This is a genomic window from Fodinicurvata sediminis DSM 21159, from assembly GCF_000420625.1.
Lineage (GTDB): Bacteria > Pseudomonadota > Alphaproteobacteria > Kiloniellales > DSM-21159 > Fodinicurvata > Fodinicurvata sediminis.
The window spans coordinates 223,728-238,268 of sequence record NZ_ATVH01000014.1 but is presented as its reverse complement, the minus strand read 5'-3'; the positions used below and the strand labels follow the sequence as shown (position 1 = coordinate 238,268).

General features: G+C 60.7%; 16 protein-coding genes and 1 other RNA gene. 5 read left to right on the top strand and 12 right to left on the bottom strand.

The features are described 5' to 3' along the window. Positions 1–6: 6 nt before the first annotated feature. From rarD to G502_RS22820, 3 genes are all read right to left on the bottom strand, one after another. A complete protein-coding gene (gene rarD / locus G502_RS0109065) occupies positions 7–915 on the bottom strand; it encodes an EamA family transporter RarD (RefSeq protein ID WP_022728352.1) in 909 nt (302 codons plus the stop codon). Positions 916–918: 3 nt separating this feature from the next. Next, a complete protein-coding gene (locus G502_RS0109060; protein ID WP_022728351.1) occupies positions 919–2,133 on the bottom strand; it encodes an MFS transporter in 1,215 nt (404 codons plus the stop codon). 177 nt (positions 2,134–2,310) lie between these two features. Continuing rightward, complete coding sequence (locus G502_RS22820; RefSeq protein ID WP_022728349.1) at positions 2,311–2,952, bottom strand: RSP_7527 family protein; 642 nt, start codon at positions 2,950–2,952, stop codon at positions 2,311–2,313. 294 nt (positions 2,953–3,246) lie between these two features. On the opposite strand from G502_RS22820, the gene G502_RS0109045 reads away from it, so the two are divergent. Next, positions 3,247–5,034, top strand: a complete 1,788-nt coding sequence (locus G502_RS0109045) for an aminopeptidase P family protein (protein ID WP_022728348.1) — start codon at positions 3,247–3,249, stop codon at positions 5,032–5,034. Between the two features lie 3 nt (positions 5,035–5,037). On the opposite strand, the gene thyX is transcribed toward G502_RS0109045, so the two are convergent. Next, positions 5,038–6,006 (bottom strand): FAD-dependent thymidylate synthase, encoded by a 969-nt coding sequence (gene thyX / locus G502_RS0109040; RefSeq protein WP_022728347.1) that lies wholly within the window; start codon positions 6,004–6,006, stop codon positions 5,038–5,040. A gap of 133 nt (positions 6,007–6,139) precedes the next feature. On the opposite strand from thyX, the gene ssrA reads away from it, so the two are divergent. Further along, positions 6,140–6,507: a transfer-messenger RNA gene (ssrA, locus tag G502_RS21980) on the top strand. 70 nt (positions 6,508–6,577) lie between these two features. Beyond that, positions 6,578–7,093, top strand: a complete 516-nt coding sequence (locus G502_RS0109035) for an SspB family protein (protein ID WP_022728346.1) — start codon at positions 6,578–6,580, stop codon at positions 7,091–7,093. Positions 7,094–7,141: 48 nt separating this feature from the next. On the opposite strand, the gene G502_RS22265 is transcribed toward G502_RS0109035, so the two are convergent. The 4 genes from G502_RS22265 to G502_RS0109015 form a co-directional block, all read right to left on the bottom strand. Further along, the gene (locus G502_RS22265; RefSeq protein ID WP_155957825.1) at positions 7,142–7,363 is read right to left on the bottom strand and encodes a hypothetical protein; all 222 of its coding nucleotides are present in this window, start codon (positions 7,361–7,363) and stop codon (positions 7,142–7,144) included. A gap of 82 nt (positions 7,364–7,445) precedes the next feature. Then, the gene (locus tag G502_RS0109025) at positions 7,446–7,898 is read right to left on the bottom strand and encodes a dihydroneopterin aldolase (protein WP_081649742.1); all 453 of its coding nucleotides are present in this window, start codon (positions 7,896–7,898) and stop codon (positions 7,446–7,448) included. After that, positions 7,895–8,653: an SDR family oxidoreductase gene (locus G502_RS19405; protein ID WP_022728343.1), complete on the bottom strand. Its 759-nt coding sequence runs from the start codon at positions 8,651–8,653 to the stop codon at positions 7,895–7,897. The genes G502_RS0109025 and G502_RS19405 overlap by 4 nt, the downstream gene beginning before the upstream one ends. Further along, the gene (locus G502_RS0109015; RefSeq protein WP_211217821.1) at positions 8,650–9,504 is read right to left on the bottom strand and encodes a glycosyltransferase family 2 protein; all 855 of its coding nucleotides are present in this window, start codon (positions 9,502–9,504) and stop codon (positions 8,650–8,652) included. Before G502_RS0109015 ends, G502_RS19405 begins: the two co-directional genes overlap by 4 nt. A gap of 137 nt (positions 9,505–9,641) precedes the next feature. On the opposite strand from G502_RS0109015, the gene G502_RS0109010 reads away from it, so the two are divergent. Both G502_RS0109010 and G502_RS0109005 read left to right on the top strand, forming a co-directional pair. Beyond that, positions 9,642–10,280, top strand: coding sequence for a LysE family translocator (locus G502_RS0109010; RefSeq protein WP_022728341.1), 639 nt, complete (start codon positions 9,642–9,644; stop codon positions 10,278–10,280). Positions 10,281–10,357: 77 nt separating this feature from the next. Further along, positions 10,358–10,885: a YgjV family protein gene (locus G502_RS0109005; protein ID WP_026989267.1), complete on the top strand. Its 528-nt coding sequence runs from the start codon at positions 10,358–10,360 to the stop codon at positions 10,883–10,885. Between the two features lie 30 nt (positions 10,886–10,915). Here G502_RS0109005 and G502_RS0109000 read toward each other — a convergent pair whose 3' ends face one another. From G502_RS0109000 to G502_RS0108980, 4 genes are all read right to left on the bottom strand, one after another. Beyond that, on the bottom strand, positions 10,916–11,692 hold the full coding sequence (locus tag G502_RS0109000) for a carbon-nitrogen hydrolase family protein (protein ID WP_026989266.1): 777 nt from the start codon (positions 11,690–11,692) through the stop codon (positions 10,916–10,918). A 116-nt stretch (positions 11,693–11,808) separates the two neighbouring features. Beyond that, entirely contained in the window at positions 11,809–12,132 is a 324-nt protein-coding gene (locus G502_RS0108995; RefSeq protein ID WP_022728338.1) for a helix-turn-helix domain-containing protein, read from the bottom strand. 395 nt (positions 12,133–12,527) lie between these two features. After that, entirely contained in the window at positions 12,528–13,901 is a 1,374-nt protein-coding gene (locus G502_RS0108985; RefSeq protein WP_022728336.1) for a glutamine synthetase family protein, read from the bottom strand. 84 nt (positions 13,902–13,985) lie between these two features. Next, the gene (locus G502_RS0108980; RefSeq protein WP_022728335.1) at positions 13,986–14,456 is read right to left on the bottom strand and encodes a RidA family protein; all 471 of its coding nucleotides are present in this window, start codon (positions 14,454–14,456) and stop codon (positions 13,986–13,988) included. Between the last annotated feature and the right edge of the window lie 85 nt (positions 14,457–14,541).

Genomic DNA, 14,541 nt, shown 5'->3' with positions numbered 1-14,541 from the left:
TGAAGATCACGTGACGGCGGGGCGATTGCGTTGCCGGCGTGCGTGATAACTTTCTCCGCTGTAGATCACCAGGCCGCACCAGATCAGTCCAAAGGTGATCAGGTGGGTGTCCGTAAAAACCTCTCCGAACAGGAAGACGGCCAGCAGGAACTGCACGCTGGGTGCGATGTATTGCATGAAGCCGACGGTGGACAGTCGAACCCGACGGGCGGCGCTTGTGAACCATAACAGTGGCAGGGCCGTCACGGGGCCGGCCAGGATTAGCAGGATGTCCGTCGTCAGGTTGCTGTTCAGGAAGTGCCCGATGCCTTCCCAATCCAGGTAGAGGAGGAAACCCAGGGCTATGGGCGATATCAGAAGGGTTTCCAGGAACAGTCCTTCGAAGGACTCCAGCGGCGCCTTCTTCCGAACCAGGCCATAGAATCCGAAGGAAAAGGCCAGGGACAGGGATATCCACGGTAGACCTTCGACCTCTACGGCCATGACCCCGATCCCGATAAAGGCCAGCACCACACTGATCCAGCGCCAGGGACTGAGCTTCTCGCCCAGGAAGATCATGCCCAGAAAAACCGTGACCAGAGGATTGATGAAGTAACCCAGGCTGGTTTCGAGCACGCGGCCCGCGTTCACGCCGTAGATGAAGGTCGTCCAGTTGATCGTAATCAGGATTGTCGATGCGGCCAGCAGCAGCAGTGTGCGCCGATCGTGCAGGGCTGAGAGAATGCGTGGCCAGCTGCGGACAAGCGTGACCAGGAATGCCAACAGCAGGACGCACCAGACCACGCGATGGGCCATGACCTCGAAGGTTCCCACATGGGCCACGGCCTTGAAATAGATCGGACCCAGCCCCCAGAAGGAAAAAGCGGCCAGGCCGTAGAGGACCCCCACGGTCGCCTGTTTACGCTCGTCCTGCATGGACTAGCCCCCTGCTTTCCCGGCAGCCAGGCGGGCGACGGGGCGATCGGCGATGGGCCAGTGCAGGGCTGCTGCGAAAAGGCCCAGCAGGATCGATATGATCCAGACGGCGTCATAGCCGCCTGTGTAGTCGACACTGAGCCCGCCCAGCCAGGCACCGAAGAAGGCGCCAACCTGGTGGCTGAACATGACGATTCCGAACAGGGTCGCCATGTAACGGGGCCCGAAGATCTGGCCCACGAGACCGCTGGTCAGCGGTACGGTTGACAGCCATAGCAGGCCGAAGCCGGCTGAGAAGGCCCAGACCACCGGTTCCGTCTTGGGTGCGATCATGAAGAGGCCGATGATCAGGCTGCGTGCAAGATAGATGCCGGAAAGCAGGTATTTCTTGCGGAAGCGTCCGCCCAGCGTGCCCGCCCCCATACTGCCGATGATGTTGAAGAAGCCGATGATGCCCAATGCCGTGGCCCCTGTGAAGGCCGGCAGGTTGCAGGAGACGATATAGCCAGGCAGATGCGTGGCGATGAAGGCCACGTGAAAGCCGCAGACAAAGAAGCCGGCAGTCAGAAGCAGGAAACCGTTATGCTTTGAGGCTTCCGTGATGGCTGCGGACAGGCTTTGCGAATCGATGCCGATCTGCTGTTCCGGTCGGCCCGCGAGGGCTGCCGCGGAAAACACCATGATGAAGGCCAGGGCAGCCATCAGCAGAAAGGTCATGCTGCCGCCAAAGCTGTTGATCGATGTCTGGGTTGCGGGAAGCAGCAGGAACTGTCCGGCCGAGCCTCCGGCGGAGGCAATACCCAGCCAGGTACTGCGTTTTTCCTCCGGCGCGACACGCGCCACGGCAGCCAGTACCAGGGGAAAGCCGGTTGCGGCAACGGCCAGCCCGACAAGGAGGCCGCCGCCCAGGTGGACCATGAGAGGCGAATCCGCAAAGGCCAGCATGACCAGCCCCGCGCTGTACAGAAGTCCTCCGCCCACCAGGCAGCGGCCTGTGCCGTAGCGATCGGCGAGCATCCCGACAAAGGGAGTTGCCGCGCCCCAAAGCAGGTTCTGCAGGGCTATGGATAGCGAGATGCCCGAAACCGATGTTCCGGTGGACAGATGCAGAGGTTCTATGAACAGCCCGAAGGTTTGGCGCAGGCCCATACTGAGACTCAGGATCACGGCGGCCGCTATCAGGGCTATCAGAGGATCCCGCCACCAGGCCTGTCGCATTTTGCCGTCCTTGTTTGATCGTTAGAATACGAGCTTTTCTCAATGTTGCAGAGAGTATCCGATCCATGGCTTTTGGCCAGAAGTCACGCATTCATGGCTGCCATGCAGAACGCAAAAAAGGAACGGCGGCCGAAGCCGCCGTTCCTTTTTCAAATGCCGGGAATTCCTGAAACAGGGTCAGGCTGCCTGAGCATCTTCCACCGGCTGGTTTGCTGCCGGCTTCATGGGACGGTGCCATTCCGTGCGAAGCTTCTCGCCGACAACACGCTTGCCGGAGTTTGCAGCGCTCTGTGACTGCGCGCTCGTGCGGCGTGCTTTGCGCTCATGCATGATGCGGTCCAGAGCCTTGTCCAGGTTGTCATGCGGGTTGATGCCAATGTCGTACAGCATGCGGTCATCCAGTTCCGCAATGCGACGGCGCGTCTCGCGACGCAGCCGGGCCTTGGACAGCTTCTCCCGCAGTTGGGTCAGGTAACCCTTGGCCTCCGCGCCCGTAGCCTGGACGCCGGTCTGGCTCAATTCGCGTGCCACGCTGTCGATCTCGGAACGGGTCATGCCGATGTCCGCAAGGCTGCGGTCACTCAGATGGCTCAATTCGCGGTAGGTGCGCGCATAGAGTGCCTGCCGTGCTGCATAGGCGCCCAGCTGCTTCAGGCGAAGCATGCGGCTTACTCCGCGTGCGGCCTTTCCAAGCATGTCAGCGGTTGCCTGGGCACGCAGGCGGTGGGCCTGCTCGACAACCTGCTGAACGTTCATCGGCTGGGCGAGAATTTTCGCTCTGTTCAGTTCTGCCAGTTCAACTTCCGTTAGCCGTGTCATTTCTCTCGACCTTTTCATATTTTGCATTGCAACATTTCTGGGCGTGGGTCTCATGATTGGCCCGAAACGCTGTGTTCATCGCCCTTACAGGTAGAGAGATATGCCTCTTGACATTGACTTAACAGCAGACTTTTTGCACCGCAGCAATGCTTGGCGGACATGCCTTGCTTCCCGAGCATGACAGCCTGTGCACAACGCATGGCAGAGCCCGTGTAACTACGGTATCGCCTGCGCTTGGAGCTGGATCGCAGGATAGCGATTTAATCGGACGGCATCTTGTTCTAGCCTTGGCCCATGACAGATCACAGCAAGCAGAAATCCCGCCTGGCCGCCTTGAGAGCGGAGCTTCGCCTCAGGGGCCTCGACGGCTTCGTTGTTCCCCGCTCCGACGAGTTCCAGGGCGAGTATGTCCCGGCTTCAGCGGAGCGTCTGGCCTGGCTGACCGGCTTCACGGGCTCGGCCGGCTTCGCCATCGTGCTTTCCGAGACAGCCGCGGTCTTTGTCGATGGACGCTATACGCTTCAGGTGCGCAACGAGTGCGACCCTGACATCTGGAGCTATCGCCATGTGATCGAGTCGCCACGCCAAGCCTGGCTTGTAGAACATTTGCCAGAAGGCGGACAGCTTGGCTACGACCCCTTTCTCCACAGCCAGAGAGAAGTGGAGGCGCTCAAGTCGGAGTGTGAGCGTCTGGGCGCCTATGCGGTGGCGTGTCCCGACAATCCCTTGGACAGCATCTGGGAGGACAGGCCGGAGCCCCCGTCTGGCCAGGTGGAGAGCCATCCCCTGCGCTTTGCCGGAGAAAGCGTCGAGAGCAAACGTCAGGCAATGGCAGATGAGTTGAGCGCGAATCAGGAGGATGCCGTTGTCCTGACGCGCAGCGATTCCATTGCATGGCTTTTGAACATCCGCGGGTCAGATGTTCCGCACTGCCCTCTGGCACTGTCCTTCGCCATTCTGAATGCCGACGGAACGGTTGACTGGTTCATCGAACCCCGCCGCGTTCCGGACGCTGTCGCAGAGAGTCTTGGCCCTGCGGTGCGCCTGCATCCTGCCAACGAGTTTGCCGGGGCGTTGGGTGCCTTGGGTGGCAAAACCGTTCGCCTTGAACCGGAAAGTGCGGTGGCCTGGATATTCGATCGCCTCCGCGGGGCCGAGGCCGAGATACGGACCGGGCAGGATCCTTGTCAGTTGCCCAAAGCCGCCAAGAACGAGACCGAGGTGGCCGGCACGCGTGCCGCACACCTGAGGGACGGAGCCGCCTTGTGCCGCTTCCTGGCGTGGCTCGATGAAGCCGCGGCCGAAGGGGATGTAAGCGAGATGGAGGCATCTCGCCGCCTGCTGGAGCTTCGGCGTAGCGGTGAGCATTTTCGCGACACCTCCTTCGAAACAATATCGGGCTCGGGTCCGAATGGCGCGATCGTGCACTACCGGGTCACGGAAGACTCCGACCGTCACCTTCAGCAAGGTGAGCTCTATCTGGTCGATTCCGGGGGGCAGTACATGGACGGGACAACGGACGTAACGCGTACCGTCGCCATCGGAACGCCAACTGCGGAAATGATCCACAACTACACCCGGGTCCTGAAGGGGCATATCGCCCTGGCCACGGCCCGTTTTCCCGTGGGCACCGCTGGGGGACAGCTGGATGTCCTGGCTCGCCGGCCGCTGTGGGAGGCGGGGCTGGACTATGATCATGGCACCGGACATGGCGTTGGCAGCTACCTGAATGTCCACGAAGGCCCTCAGCGCATAGCCAAGCGGCCGGACAGTGTTGCCTTGCAGCCGGGCATGATCCTGTCCAATGAGCCCGGTTACTACAAGACAGGGGCCTACGGCATCCGAATCGAGAACCTCGTGGTGGTGCGGCCGGTCACGCAGGAGGGCGAGCGACCCATGCTGGAGTTCGAGACCCTGACTTTGGCGCCCCTGGATCGCCGGTTGATTGAGACCGGACTTCTGACGCGCGAAGAACGGGACTGGGTGGATGACTACCATGCCCGGGTGTTGCAGGAGATTGCACCCCAGGTCGATGCCGCAACGCGCTCCTGGCTGGAAGCCGCGACCCAGCCTCTGGGGTGATGTTCAGCGCCCCAGGCTGGCCAGCAGTTCGCGCCATTCGCGGGGCGACAGGCCACTGGTTTCCTGGGTCACCTCTTCGCCGTCCAGCATACGTCGCAGGATCTCGAGGCCCTGCTTCGAGATGTGCGTTCCACCCATGACGTAGTCGGAGAAAGCTTCATAGGCCAAGGGGGTCCAGCGTTTCACTGTCTCCAGCATGACCTCGGCGTAGGCGCGAATCTCGTACTGGGCGTGCGGATCGGCGCGCAGGGACAGGAAGTGCAGCAGGTTGTGCAGGTCCACCTTCCAGTACCATTGCGTATAGAAGTTGACGGGCAGATTCATGCGTGCCAGTTCCCGCGCCAGGCCCTGGCGATTCGCATCCAGGACTTCGCCTTCCTCGGTTTCGTTCAGGATCTTCTCGTAATCGGCATAGGCCCTGCGGGAGTCTTCCTTGAGGATATCCAAAACCTCGGCGGCTTCCGCGCCTTCCAGGACATCGCCGCGCCCCTGGCGATTGCTGCGGGATTGCGCCGCCAGATGGTCCGGAGCGGGAATATAGAATTCCTTGTCCATCACCGAATAGCGTCCCGAGTACTCGTTCACATTCGCGGTGCGGTGGCGAATCCACTGGCGGGCCACGAAGATCGGCAGCTTGATGTGGTATTTGATCTCGCACATCTCGAAAGGCGTGGTGTGGCGGTGGCGCATGAGATAGCGGATCAGGCCACGATCTTCGCTGACCTTTCGCGTGCCCCGTCCGTAGGAGACGCGGGCGGCCTGCACGATGGCGGCATCGTCGCCCATGTAGTCGATGACCCGTACGAAACCGTGATCAAGGACGGGCAGGGGCTGGAAGAGAATTTCCTCCAAGTCTTCGGAAACGCTGCGTCGGGTTTCGCTCTTGCGGGCGCGCGCCTCGTCGATGGCGCGGCTTTGCTCCTCGTCCAGCAGGTGGGCGGCCTGCGGCGCCGATTGTGGTTTCTCGGGCATGGGCTGATTAAGTCTCTGGGGTCATTGGAGTGAAATGGAGTCCCCTATAGGGGGACGCTGCAATCATAACGCAGTCATCCGGAAAATCCCATGCCGAGTTCGCCAGGCGATTTCCAGGGAAAACCCATAAGGTGGCCTTTTGTTGAGCGGCCAAAAGGCCTATATAGGAGATACCGGGCAACCGGTTATGGCGCTAAACGGTCATATAGAATAAGCGCAGTGGACCCGGGGGCAGTACCCGGCGCCTCCACCAATTCAGCCGCCCTGCTGCAAATGCGCGGGCGGCCTCATGGGGGCGAAACAGGATCGACACGCGTGGTAAAAATATGGTCGGCGCCCGGCATGGTACCGCCGTTATCGGGCCGTTAGAATAGTTGCCAACGACAACTATGCTGAGGCTCGCCTCGCCGCGTAAGCGGTCGGGTGAACCGATTTAAAGTCCTGGGCAATCAGCCGCTCAGGCGGGGTTTGGGGCGCACCTGGCAACAGAAGCGCCCCGCTTATCATGTGCCTGCACAGCCAAGCTCCGCAGGAATGACGACAACAACGACCAGGGGAGGTCGCTCGGCCCATGAGCGATGAAATCTTGCGCTACGATCTGATGGTGGAGAATGCCCTGCGCGGCGTGGTACGCGCTGCGCTACAGGAGGCGGCCACCGAAGGACTGCCGGGCGAGCATCATTTCTACATTACCTTTCAGACCGAACATGAAGGCGTGCATATACCTGACCGCCTGAAGGAACGCTATCCGGAAGAGATGACCATCGTGCTTCAGCACCGTTTCTGGGATCTGGAAGTGGGTGAGGAAGGTTTTTCCGTGACCCTGACTTTCAATGAAATCCCGGAGAACCTGGTCGTACCCTATGAGGCCGTGACGGCCTTCGCCGACCCAAGCGTGCGCTTCGGCCTGCAATTCGGGAACTCCATCGAAACCGATGAGGAAATCGACCTAAACAATCCGCTGGATGAAGACATGCCCGAGGCGCCAGCCCAGGATGGCAGCGGAGAGGCCGAACAGGCGGAAGACCTGAATGAAACGGCCGGCGAGAAGGTTGTCACACTGGATCAGTTCCGCAAGAAGAACTGAAGCCTCATAAGGCAGTCATTACCAGACAAGCAAATGCAGTGAAGGCTGTTAACCGCGCCTGCGGAGTTGGGCGTCCTGCGTCGGGTTCCAGCGGCGCTGGCGTTTGGTCTGCTCCCGTTCATTGTTCTGACCGGGGGCCGTCTTGCGCGAGGATTGACGCATGGCACCGACGAATTCCTTCATCCGGCGCTTGAGCTCCTTGCGTTCTTCCTCGGACATCTGTGCAACCGTCTTGCCCGAGAGATCTCTTTGCCGGATATCGTCCTGCATGATGCCGACTCCACCATGGTCGCTGCTGATGCAAGAAGACTGTAACAGCAAAGTTAACGACGGGTGAAGAGCCGATCAGATTTTATTCCGCCTCAGCGTTTCGCGACTCACGCGTGCGGTAGAATTCAATTCCGGCCGCACCGGCATTCCAGTAGATGTCAGCTTTGCGAAGCTGCACGCGGCAGGCTTCCACACGTGGATCCCGGAAGCAGAAGTCGGCAAGTTCTTCGGCCAGCGTTTCCAGAAGGTCCGTGTGCGGGCGCTCCTGCCAGGTCATCAGGTATTCGTAGAGGCGATTGTAATCCAGGACGTCGTTGATGGAGTTGCCCTGCTGTCGGTTCTGGTGCATGAAGCATTCCACATCCACCAGGACCCGCTGGCGCTTGTCCGGATGGCGTTCCCACTCGGCGATCCCGACCTTCAGATTCAAGAGCACGTCCTGCAGGAACATGCGGGTATAGCTGTTCTGGTCGGCATCGAAGGCCATGGCTGCGCTCTCGCTTCTGTCCTGACGGCTCTGCTTCTTCGGAGTCATGACGTGCTGTGTGGTGCGTCACTGTCCAGCGGGTGCTCCTGATAGCGTTCCCCACCGTCGACAAAAAGAGTCTCGCCCGTCACCACGGGCGAGTCGAGCAGATAGACGAGCGCACGCACTATGTCGTCCGGTCCCGGTCCCGTGCCCAGGAGGGTCTTGCGCTGCGCTGCTCTGAACTGCGCCTCGCTCTGGCCATTGCTGGGCAGGGTCAGGCCGGGTGCGATGGCGTTGACGCGAACACGGGGCGCAAGGCTGCGGGCCAGCATGGCGGTCATGTCCGCCAGGCCGCATTTGCTGAGCGTATAGGTGAAGAACATTCCCGTGGGGGCTGCCACCCGCTGGTCCAGCATGTTGACGATGCACCCCTGGCTGTCCTGGGGCAATTGCTTGACCAGGGCCTGGACGAGAAGCGCCGGGGCGCGCAGGTTGATGGCCAGCTGCTGCTCCCATTGCTCGACCGTGAAGTCCTGCAGGCTGTCTTCCAGGTAGAGCGCCGCATTGTTGATCAGCCCCTGAACAGGGCCCAGGGCGCTTCGCGCCTGTTCCATGATTTGGACAGGCGCCGACTCCTCCGAAAGATTTGCGGATATCACCACGGCCTTGCGTCCCAGCCTGCGACAGTCCTCAGCCAGGGTCTCGGTGTTCTGGACCGAGTGATTGCAGTGCAGGGCCAGGTCATATCCCTGTTCCGCCATGGCCATGGCCATGGCGTGGCCCAAACGCTGCCCGGCGCCGGTGATCACTGCGTTCTTCATGCGCTGCCTGCCTTCAGTTCCAGGATCCTGGCGTTGTCGGTCATATCGAGGAACTCCTCAAGTGTTCGACAGCGTCCTTCGGCAAGATAGCGTTGAAAAACGCGGTTACTGTCCAGGTTGGCCTGGAATTCCTGTCTGGCGACCTGCCGAATCGCAGGTGCTAGGGGAAACTGGTCCTGTTCGAGGCGATGCAGGATATCCCTGTAGCCGCGCTCTGCACGTTCCGCGGTGTCACCCGAATGGGTCAATGAGCCTCTTGTCTTGTGATAGAGATACAGGCCCTCCGGATGCAGGTGGAATGTGGGCGCGCGTGTCAGTAGTTCCAGGTTGAACAGAACATCGGAGCAAAAGGCCACGTCGCTCCAGCCATCGCCGGCCAGATCGCGGTGAAAGACCGGGAAGAAGGGAATCCGTGGGGACAGGATATCCCGGGCAGTAAGGACAAAGGCGCTGGAGGTTTGGGGAAAGGGCTGCTTGTACAGCCGTCCCTGTTCGTCATGCACAGCCGTATTGTCGACAACAGCACCATGTCGACGGGCCAAGGGCAGAAGCTTTTCCAGGCGCGTTGGCGCGAAAGCGTCATCGGCATCTAGGCAAGCCAGGAATTCGCCGCGCGCCGCGCGCAGGGCTGCATTACGCGCAGGGCCATCACCACTGCCGCAGCCGCCGGTGTACAGCTGTCGAATCCGGTTGTCAGGACCCGGACTCTGGGCCAGGTAATCGACGCCGTCATCCGAGGCAATGATGGCTTCCCAGTCCGTGAAAGTCTGTCGGCGCAGGCTGTCGAGGGCGCGCGGGAGCGTGGTTTCCGCACGGTAAGCTGGCAGGAGGATGCTGAGAACGGGAGACAAGCAGGACCCCATGGACGCGATATGGCTGTTGCTGGTTATATACGCCGCGCGCCGTTTCTGGCCAGTGGGGGGCTTCATGGTTCAGCGGGCGGCGCAGGCGTCCTGCCGATCTGCCCCTGAAGCATGAAGGATGAGCCATGGATCCGACCCTGTTGCTGGTTTCCGCCATTGCAGCCGCCATCTATGTCATCACGCCCGGCCCGGCCGTGCTGGCCCTGCTGAGCATCGGTGCTGCCCGGGGGCGGCCGGCTGGAGCAGCTTTCCTGGTCGGTCATCTGGCCGGTGATGTACTCTGGGCTTCCTTGGCCCTGCTGGCCATCATCGGGGCACGGACAATCGACCCGCGCTTTTTCGATCTGCTCGGGCTGGTTTGCGGCCTGTATCTTTTCTATCTGGGTGTGCGGGCCGTCCTGGCACGACGCTCCGAGGATGGTTCCGTCGATACGGGACCTGTGCGGCCTTTGCGCAAGGGCCTGATCCTCGGCATCACGAATCCAAAGGGATATCCTGTTGCCGTGGCCATGTTCACCGCCCTTCTGGCCGATCACAGCGGCAGCCTCAGTTGGCAGGGTGCTCCAGTCCTTTTGTTGGCCGCGCTGGTGGGGTTCCTGTTGGCCGACCTCTTTCTCATCTGGTTGACGGGGCTGGGACTGATGCGCCGCTTCTATCGCCGGCATGAAGTCTGGATCGTGCGTGCAACCGGCCTGCTGTTCATCGCCTTCTCGTTCCAGGCCTTTGCGGCATCGCTGCCCGGGCTCCTGGGGCGGCGGGGGTAGTTGCCAGCTCCCCTGATCCATGGTCTCTATGCCCAGGTGCCGTCGAAGACCCACGAAAATCACCTTGAGAGTTCAAGATGCAGCCTGTGATTGGCCAGATTATAGGCCTGATAGCCTTGGGGTTATGTATTGCCGCCTTTGCGAACAAGCGCGACGACAGGCTGCTATTCATTCTTATCCTCGCGAATGTTGCCTTCGCGGCGCAGTTCTTCCTGCTCGGCGGCTGGGTAGCCGGAGCGATCACCTGCCTTATCGTGCTCAGAATTCTGCTGGTGCGACGGTTCAAGAAGAATTGGTTCGTGATGGCGACCATGCTGGTGGCCACAGGACTTGCTGCCTTCCTGACATGGCAGGGCCCGCTGGATAGCGTCCCTCTGCTGGCCGGGCTGGTCGGAACCTATGCGATGTTTATGCTGGATGGCATTCCGATGCGTCTGCTGCTGTTCGTCGCAGCGGCCTGCTGGATGCTGGCGAATTACTTGACTGGATCGGTGGGCGCCATTGTTGCAGAAGGTCTGATCCTGATAACCAACGCGGTCACGATCTATCGGCTCCACCTGGATGCGATCAGGAATCCGGCCAGTCCGGAAAGCGCAAGTCGCTGACCGCAGGGCATGGGGTGGGTGGCGGAGCTCTTACTCCGGCACATAGCGCGGATAGGTGGTCTTGCTGGCGCGCGCGAATTCCGGGTCTATTTCGGTCGTCACGAAAGGCCGTTCACGGCTGGTCCTGGCCAGGACAGTTCCTTCCGGATCGATGATCCATCCCAGGCCGCCACAGTTCGCCCGGTCGCCCGGCGGGCACCAGAGATTGGAGGACAGGCAGTAGGCGCCGGAGCAGACAGCTGCAGCCTGGCCGCCGGCCAGCCACTTCTCTGTCGATCCATGTGGGGTGACCCGGGGCACGCACAGCAGGTCCGCCCGTGATGCCGCGTAGTGGCGGGCCCATTCGAAGAACCACATCTCGGTGCAGATCTGGACGCCGATCCGCATTCCAAGCGCACGGGCCAGATCAAACTGCTTGGGGCCGCGATCGTACCAGTGGTGTTCCCAATAGCCTTCTTCGTCTGGCAGGTAGTACTTCTCGCGGACTCCAGCCGCTGCATCCATTTCCCGAGTCCAGATATAGGCTTCGTTCCTGCGGCTTCCCTGAGCATTAACGATGGGTCTTGTTCCCAGAGCGGCCCTGGCGTTCAGCCAGGAAAGCCGGAATATGTGATATTGATGGGCTTCGATGGACGCCATCCATCTGTCCGCAGAGGGAGTCTTGTCGGCCGCAAGCCAGGGGCTGAAGCAGAGTTCCGGCAGAAGCAGGAAATCACTTTGTTCGTTTTTAATATGCGCTGCCAGCTGCGCCAGGTCATCTTCGAGATGGCCATCTCTCGGATCCAGTTCACAAACCGTGATTTTCATAGTGTCAAGGGTTCCCCGGGACTGAGCGAAAAGCATCGCTTCGTTATAAGCATACAGGCATATTCAGGTGCCTGCTCTCGTCAGTGAGAAGGGTTGGCAGGAAGGTTCAATATTCTTCAGGCAGCGGACTGGTGATTCGTGTTATGCGCAATTCGCTCGACGGTTTCCGGTTCCCTTTCAATAATCTGAAAAAGCAGTCGAGCCGCCGGATCAGGCTTCCTGCGACCCTGTTCCCAATTGTTCATTGTTGAGGCAGGAATGCCGAAACGCTTTTCAAAGACCTTCGTGGATGAGGCCAACTTCCTTCTTATCGCCCGAATCCGAGTTGCCGGCATCGGGTCTATGTTAACCGTTTCCAGGGCAAGATCGCCACGCTTCCAGGCGATCGCTTCTTCAAGGCCTTCAATGATACCGCTGCCGATATCCGTCTTGTCCGTCATTCTCAAAGCTCCTTCATCAACCTGAAGATCTGACGTCTTTGCTCGGGCGATATATCTCCCTGATCTGACTTTGCATAGGCATGGAGCATCAGGATTACATCGTCTGCCATCAACACGTAGTATATTGCCTGCCACCGCCACTCTTGCCTTTGTTGCCAAGGCGGAACCGGATTTTCCGAACACCCTGAAGACCGGGAATTATGCTTCCAGCTTCCGGGTTCTCTGCAAGATGGTGTTCGAGAGTTTCTATATCTTCAGCTTTCGCTCTCAGTCTCTTGAGTGCTTTTCTATAGGACTGAGTACGAACGAGCTTCATTCAATGACGATACGCCATTGGCGCATTTCCTGCAAGTCAGTTGAGCTCGCACGGAGCTTGAGAAACCAAGTGCCTGCAATCAATCGGTCTGCAGGTACCAGTCGTATTCTTGGGGCGAGATCAGCCATTCGAACTCGTCGTACTCGGCCTCCTTGCATTCCGCATAGAGTGCCGGATAGTCGGCACCCAGGTAGTCGGGCAGGATCTTGGAGCGGCGCATCTTCTCGATGGCGCGCCGGGGACGCATGGGCAGGACCGTGTCGAACTTGTCGCTGGCATTGCCCTGGTGCGGCTGGCCCGGATCGATTTCGTTGACGATGCCGTGATGCATGCCGGCCAGCATGCTGGCCAGCGCCAGGTAGGGGTTGGCGTCCGCGCCGGCCACGCGGTGCTCGATCCGGCGGGTGTGAGGCGCGCCCATGGGAATACGCAGGGCCACGGAACGGTTCTCGAACCCCCAGCTGCGGCTTACCGGCACGAAGATGTTGGGGGCGAAGCGGCGGAAGGAGTTCACGTTGGGCGCCAGGAAGGCCATGGACTGAGGCAGGAGATCAAGCAGACCCCCTATGGCATGACGCAAGGTGGGGCTGGCCAATTCTTGGCAGCCATCCAGGACGTTTCGCCCATTCCGGTCGATCAGACTGACGTGCATGTGCATGCCCGAGCCGGCCTGGTCCGGATAGGGCTTGGCCATGAAGGTGGCCTTGTGACCGTGACGGCGGGCCACGCCCTTCACCGCCCGCTTGAACAGCACGCAGTCGTCGGCCGCCTTCAGCGCATTGTCCACGTGGCGCAGGTTGATCTCGAACTGACCGGGGGCGTACTCGGCCGAGATGGCGCCGGTCGGTATGTTCTGGATTTCGCAGGCCCGGCTGATGTCGCGTAGCAGGCCGGAGAAGCCGTCCACCTGCTCCATGCCATAGACCTGGGTTCCGGATTCCCTGAGCCCCGTCAGGGGCGAGATCGGCGGTTGCGGAGCATTGCCCTCCAGCCGTTCGCGATCCAGAAGGTAGAATTCCAGCTCGAAGGCGACCACAGGGGTCAGCTCCAGCTCGCGGATCCGTTCCAGGACACGCGCCAGGATGTTGCGCGGCTCGAAATAGAGCGGCTCTTCCTTGGCGTTGTGAAAGGTGAGCAGCAGCTGTGCCAGCGGTGTGTCCGACCAGGGCACCGGCACCAGGGAGCCGGGCAGGGGATGGGCGGTACAGTCCGGGTCCCCGTCGCTGAAGCCCTTGCCGCCGGGATCGTGACTGTGGCCCATGGTGTCCAGCATGAAGACGGAGGCCGGAAAGGCCACGCCGTCCTGCATGATCTTGTCCAGGTCCTCGATGGGATAGCGCTTGCCCCGTATCACGCCGGAAAGGTCGGCGAGCAGGACGTCAAAGGCTTCCGTGTCGGGATGGCGCTCCAGGAAAGCGGCGCTTTCGGGAGACTGGGCGGAACTGTCGGGCATGAAGTGATCGCTTGGCTGTGAAACCTGCGGTTATCTTCGCCCGACAGCCCCGCAAGAGGCAATGCCTGACTGTTCAGGAGCCGCTTACTGCGTGATCTCGGCGATGGCGTCGATCTCCACCGCTGCATCCAGGGGCAAGGCACCGGCCGAAACGGCGGCGCGGCAGTGGGTGCCTGCCTCGGCAAAGACCTCGGCCATCAGGTCGGAGGCGCCGTTGATCACCTTCGGCTGGTCCTTGTAGCCGGGTACCGAGTTGACGAAACCGCCCAGGCGAACAATGCGCTTCACGCGGTCCAGGTCGCCATCACATGCAGCCTTCAGCTGTGCGATGATGTTGACGGCGCACAGGCGTGCCGCGGCCTGTCCCTCCTCGAGAGAGACCGACTCCCCAAGCCGGCCCTCGTACTGCAGCTTTCCTTCCTTCAGGGGCAACTGGCCGGAAACGAAAACCAGATTCCCGGTGGTAACAAAGCCAACGTAATTGGCCACCGGTGCTGCCGGTGTGGCGATCTCGATACCGAGGTCCGTCAGGCGTGCGTCGACTGTTCCGACCATTGTCCTATTCTCCTTGGGTGGTGTGGGTCTGTGTGAATGGCGCGCAGGCTAGAAAGAAATGACCCAGGCGGCAAGCGCCCTGACG

Excerpts from the sequence above, each read along its gene's own strand:
- G502_RS0108985 (WP_022728336.1), bottom strand. The coding sequence starts at position 13,901 with ATGCCCGACAGTTCCGCCCAGTCTCCCGAAAGCGCCGCTTTCCTGGAG.
- G502_RS19405 (WP_022728343.1), bottom strand. The coding sequence starts at position 8,653 with ATGAAGAACGCAGTGATCACCGGCGCCGGGCAGCGTTTGGGCCACGCC.
- G502_RS0108995 (WP_022728338.1), bottom strand. The coding sequence starts at position 12,132 with ATGACGGACAAGACGGATATCGGCAGCGGTATCATTGAAGGCCTTGAA.
- thyX (WP_022728347.1), bottom strand. The coding sequence starts at position 6,006 with ATGCCCGAGAAACCACAATCGGCGCCGCAGGCCGCCCACCTGCTGGAC.
- G502_RS0109045 (WP_022728348.1), top strand. The coding sequence starts at position 3,247 with ATGACAGATCACAGCAAGCAGAAATCCCGCCTGGCCGCCTTGAGAGCG.
- G502_RS0109025 (WP_081649742.1), bottom strand. The coding sequence starts at position 7,898 with ATGACTCCGAAGAAGCAGAGCCGTCAGGACAGAAGCGAGAGCGCAGCC.
- G502_RS0109035 (WP_022728346.1), top strand. The coding sequence starts at position 6,578 with ATGAGCGATGAAATCTTGCGCTACGATCTGATGGTGGAGAATGCCCTG.
- G502_RS0109000 (WP_026989266.1), bottom strand. The coding sequence starts at position 11,692 with ATGAAAATCACGGTTTGTGAACTGGATCCGAGAGATGGCCATCTCGAA.
- G502_RS0109005 (WP_026989267.1), top strand. The coding sequence starts at position 10,358 with ATGCAGCCTGTGATTGGCCAGATTATAGGCCTGATAGCCTTGGGGTTA.
- G502_RS22265 (WP_155957825.1), bottom strand. The coding sequence starts at position 7,363 with ATGCAGGACGATATCCGGCAAAGAGATCTCTCGGGCAAGACGGTTGCA.
- rarD (WP_022728352.1), bottom strand. The coding sequence starts at position 915 with ATGCAGGACGAGCGTAAACAGGCGACCGTGGGGGTCCTCTACGGCCTG.
- G502_RS22820 (WP_022728349.1), bottom strand. The coding sequence starts at position 2,952 with ATGACACGGCTAACGGAAGTTGAACTGGCAGAACTGAACAGAGCGAAA.
- G502_RS0109060 (WP_022728351.1), bottom strand. The coding sequence starts at position 2,133 with ATGCGACAGGCCTGGTGGCGGGATCCTCTGATAGCCCTGATAGCGGCC.
- G502_RS0108980 (WP_022728335.1), bottom strand. The coding sequence starts at position 14,456 with ATGGTCGGAACAGTCGACGCACGCCTGACGGACCTCGGTATCGAGATC.
- G502_RS0109010 (WP_022728341.1), top strand. The coding sequence starts at position 9,642 with ATGGATCCGACCCTGTTGCTGGTTTCCGCCATTGCAGCCGCCATCTAT.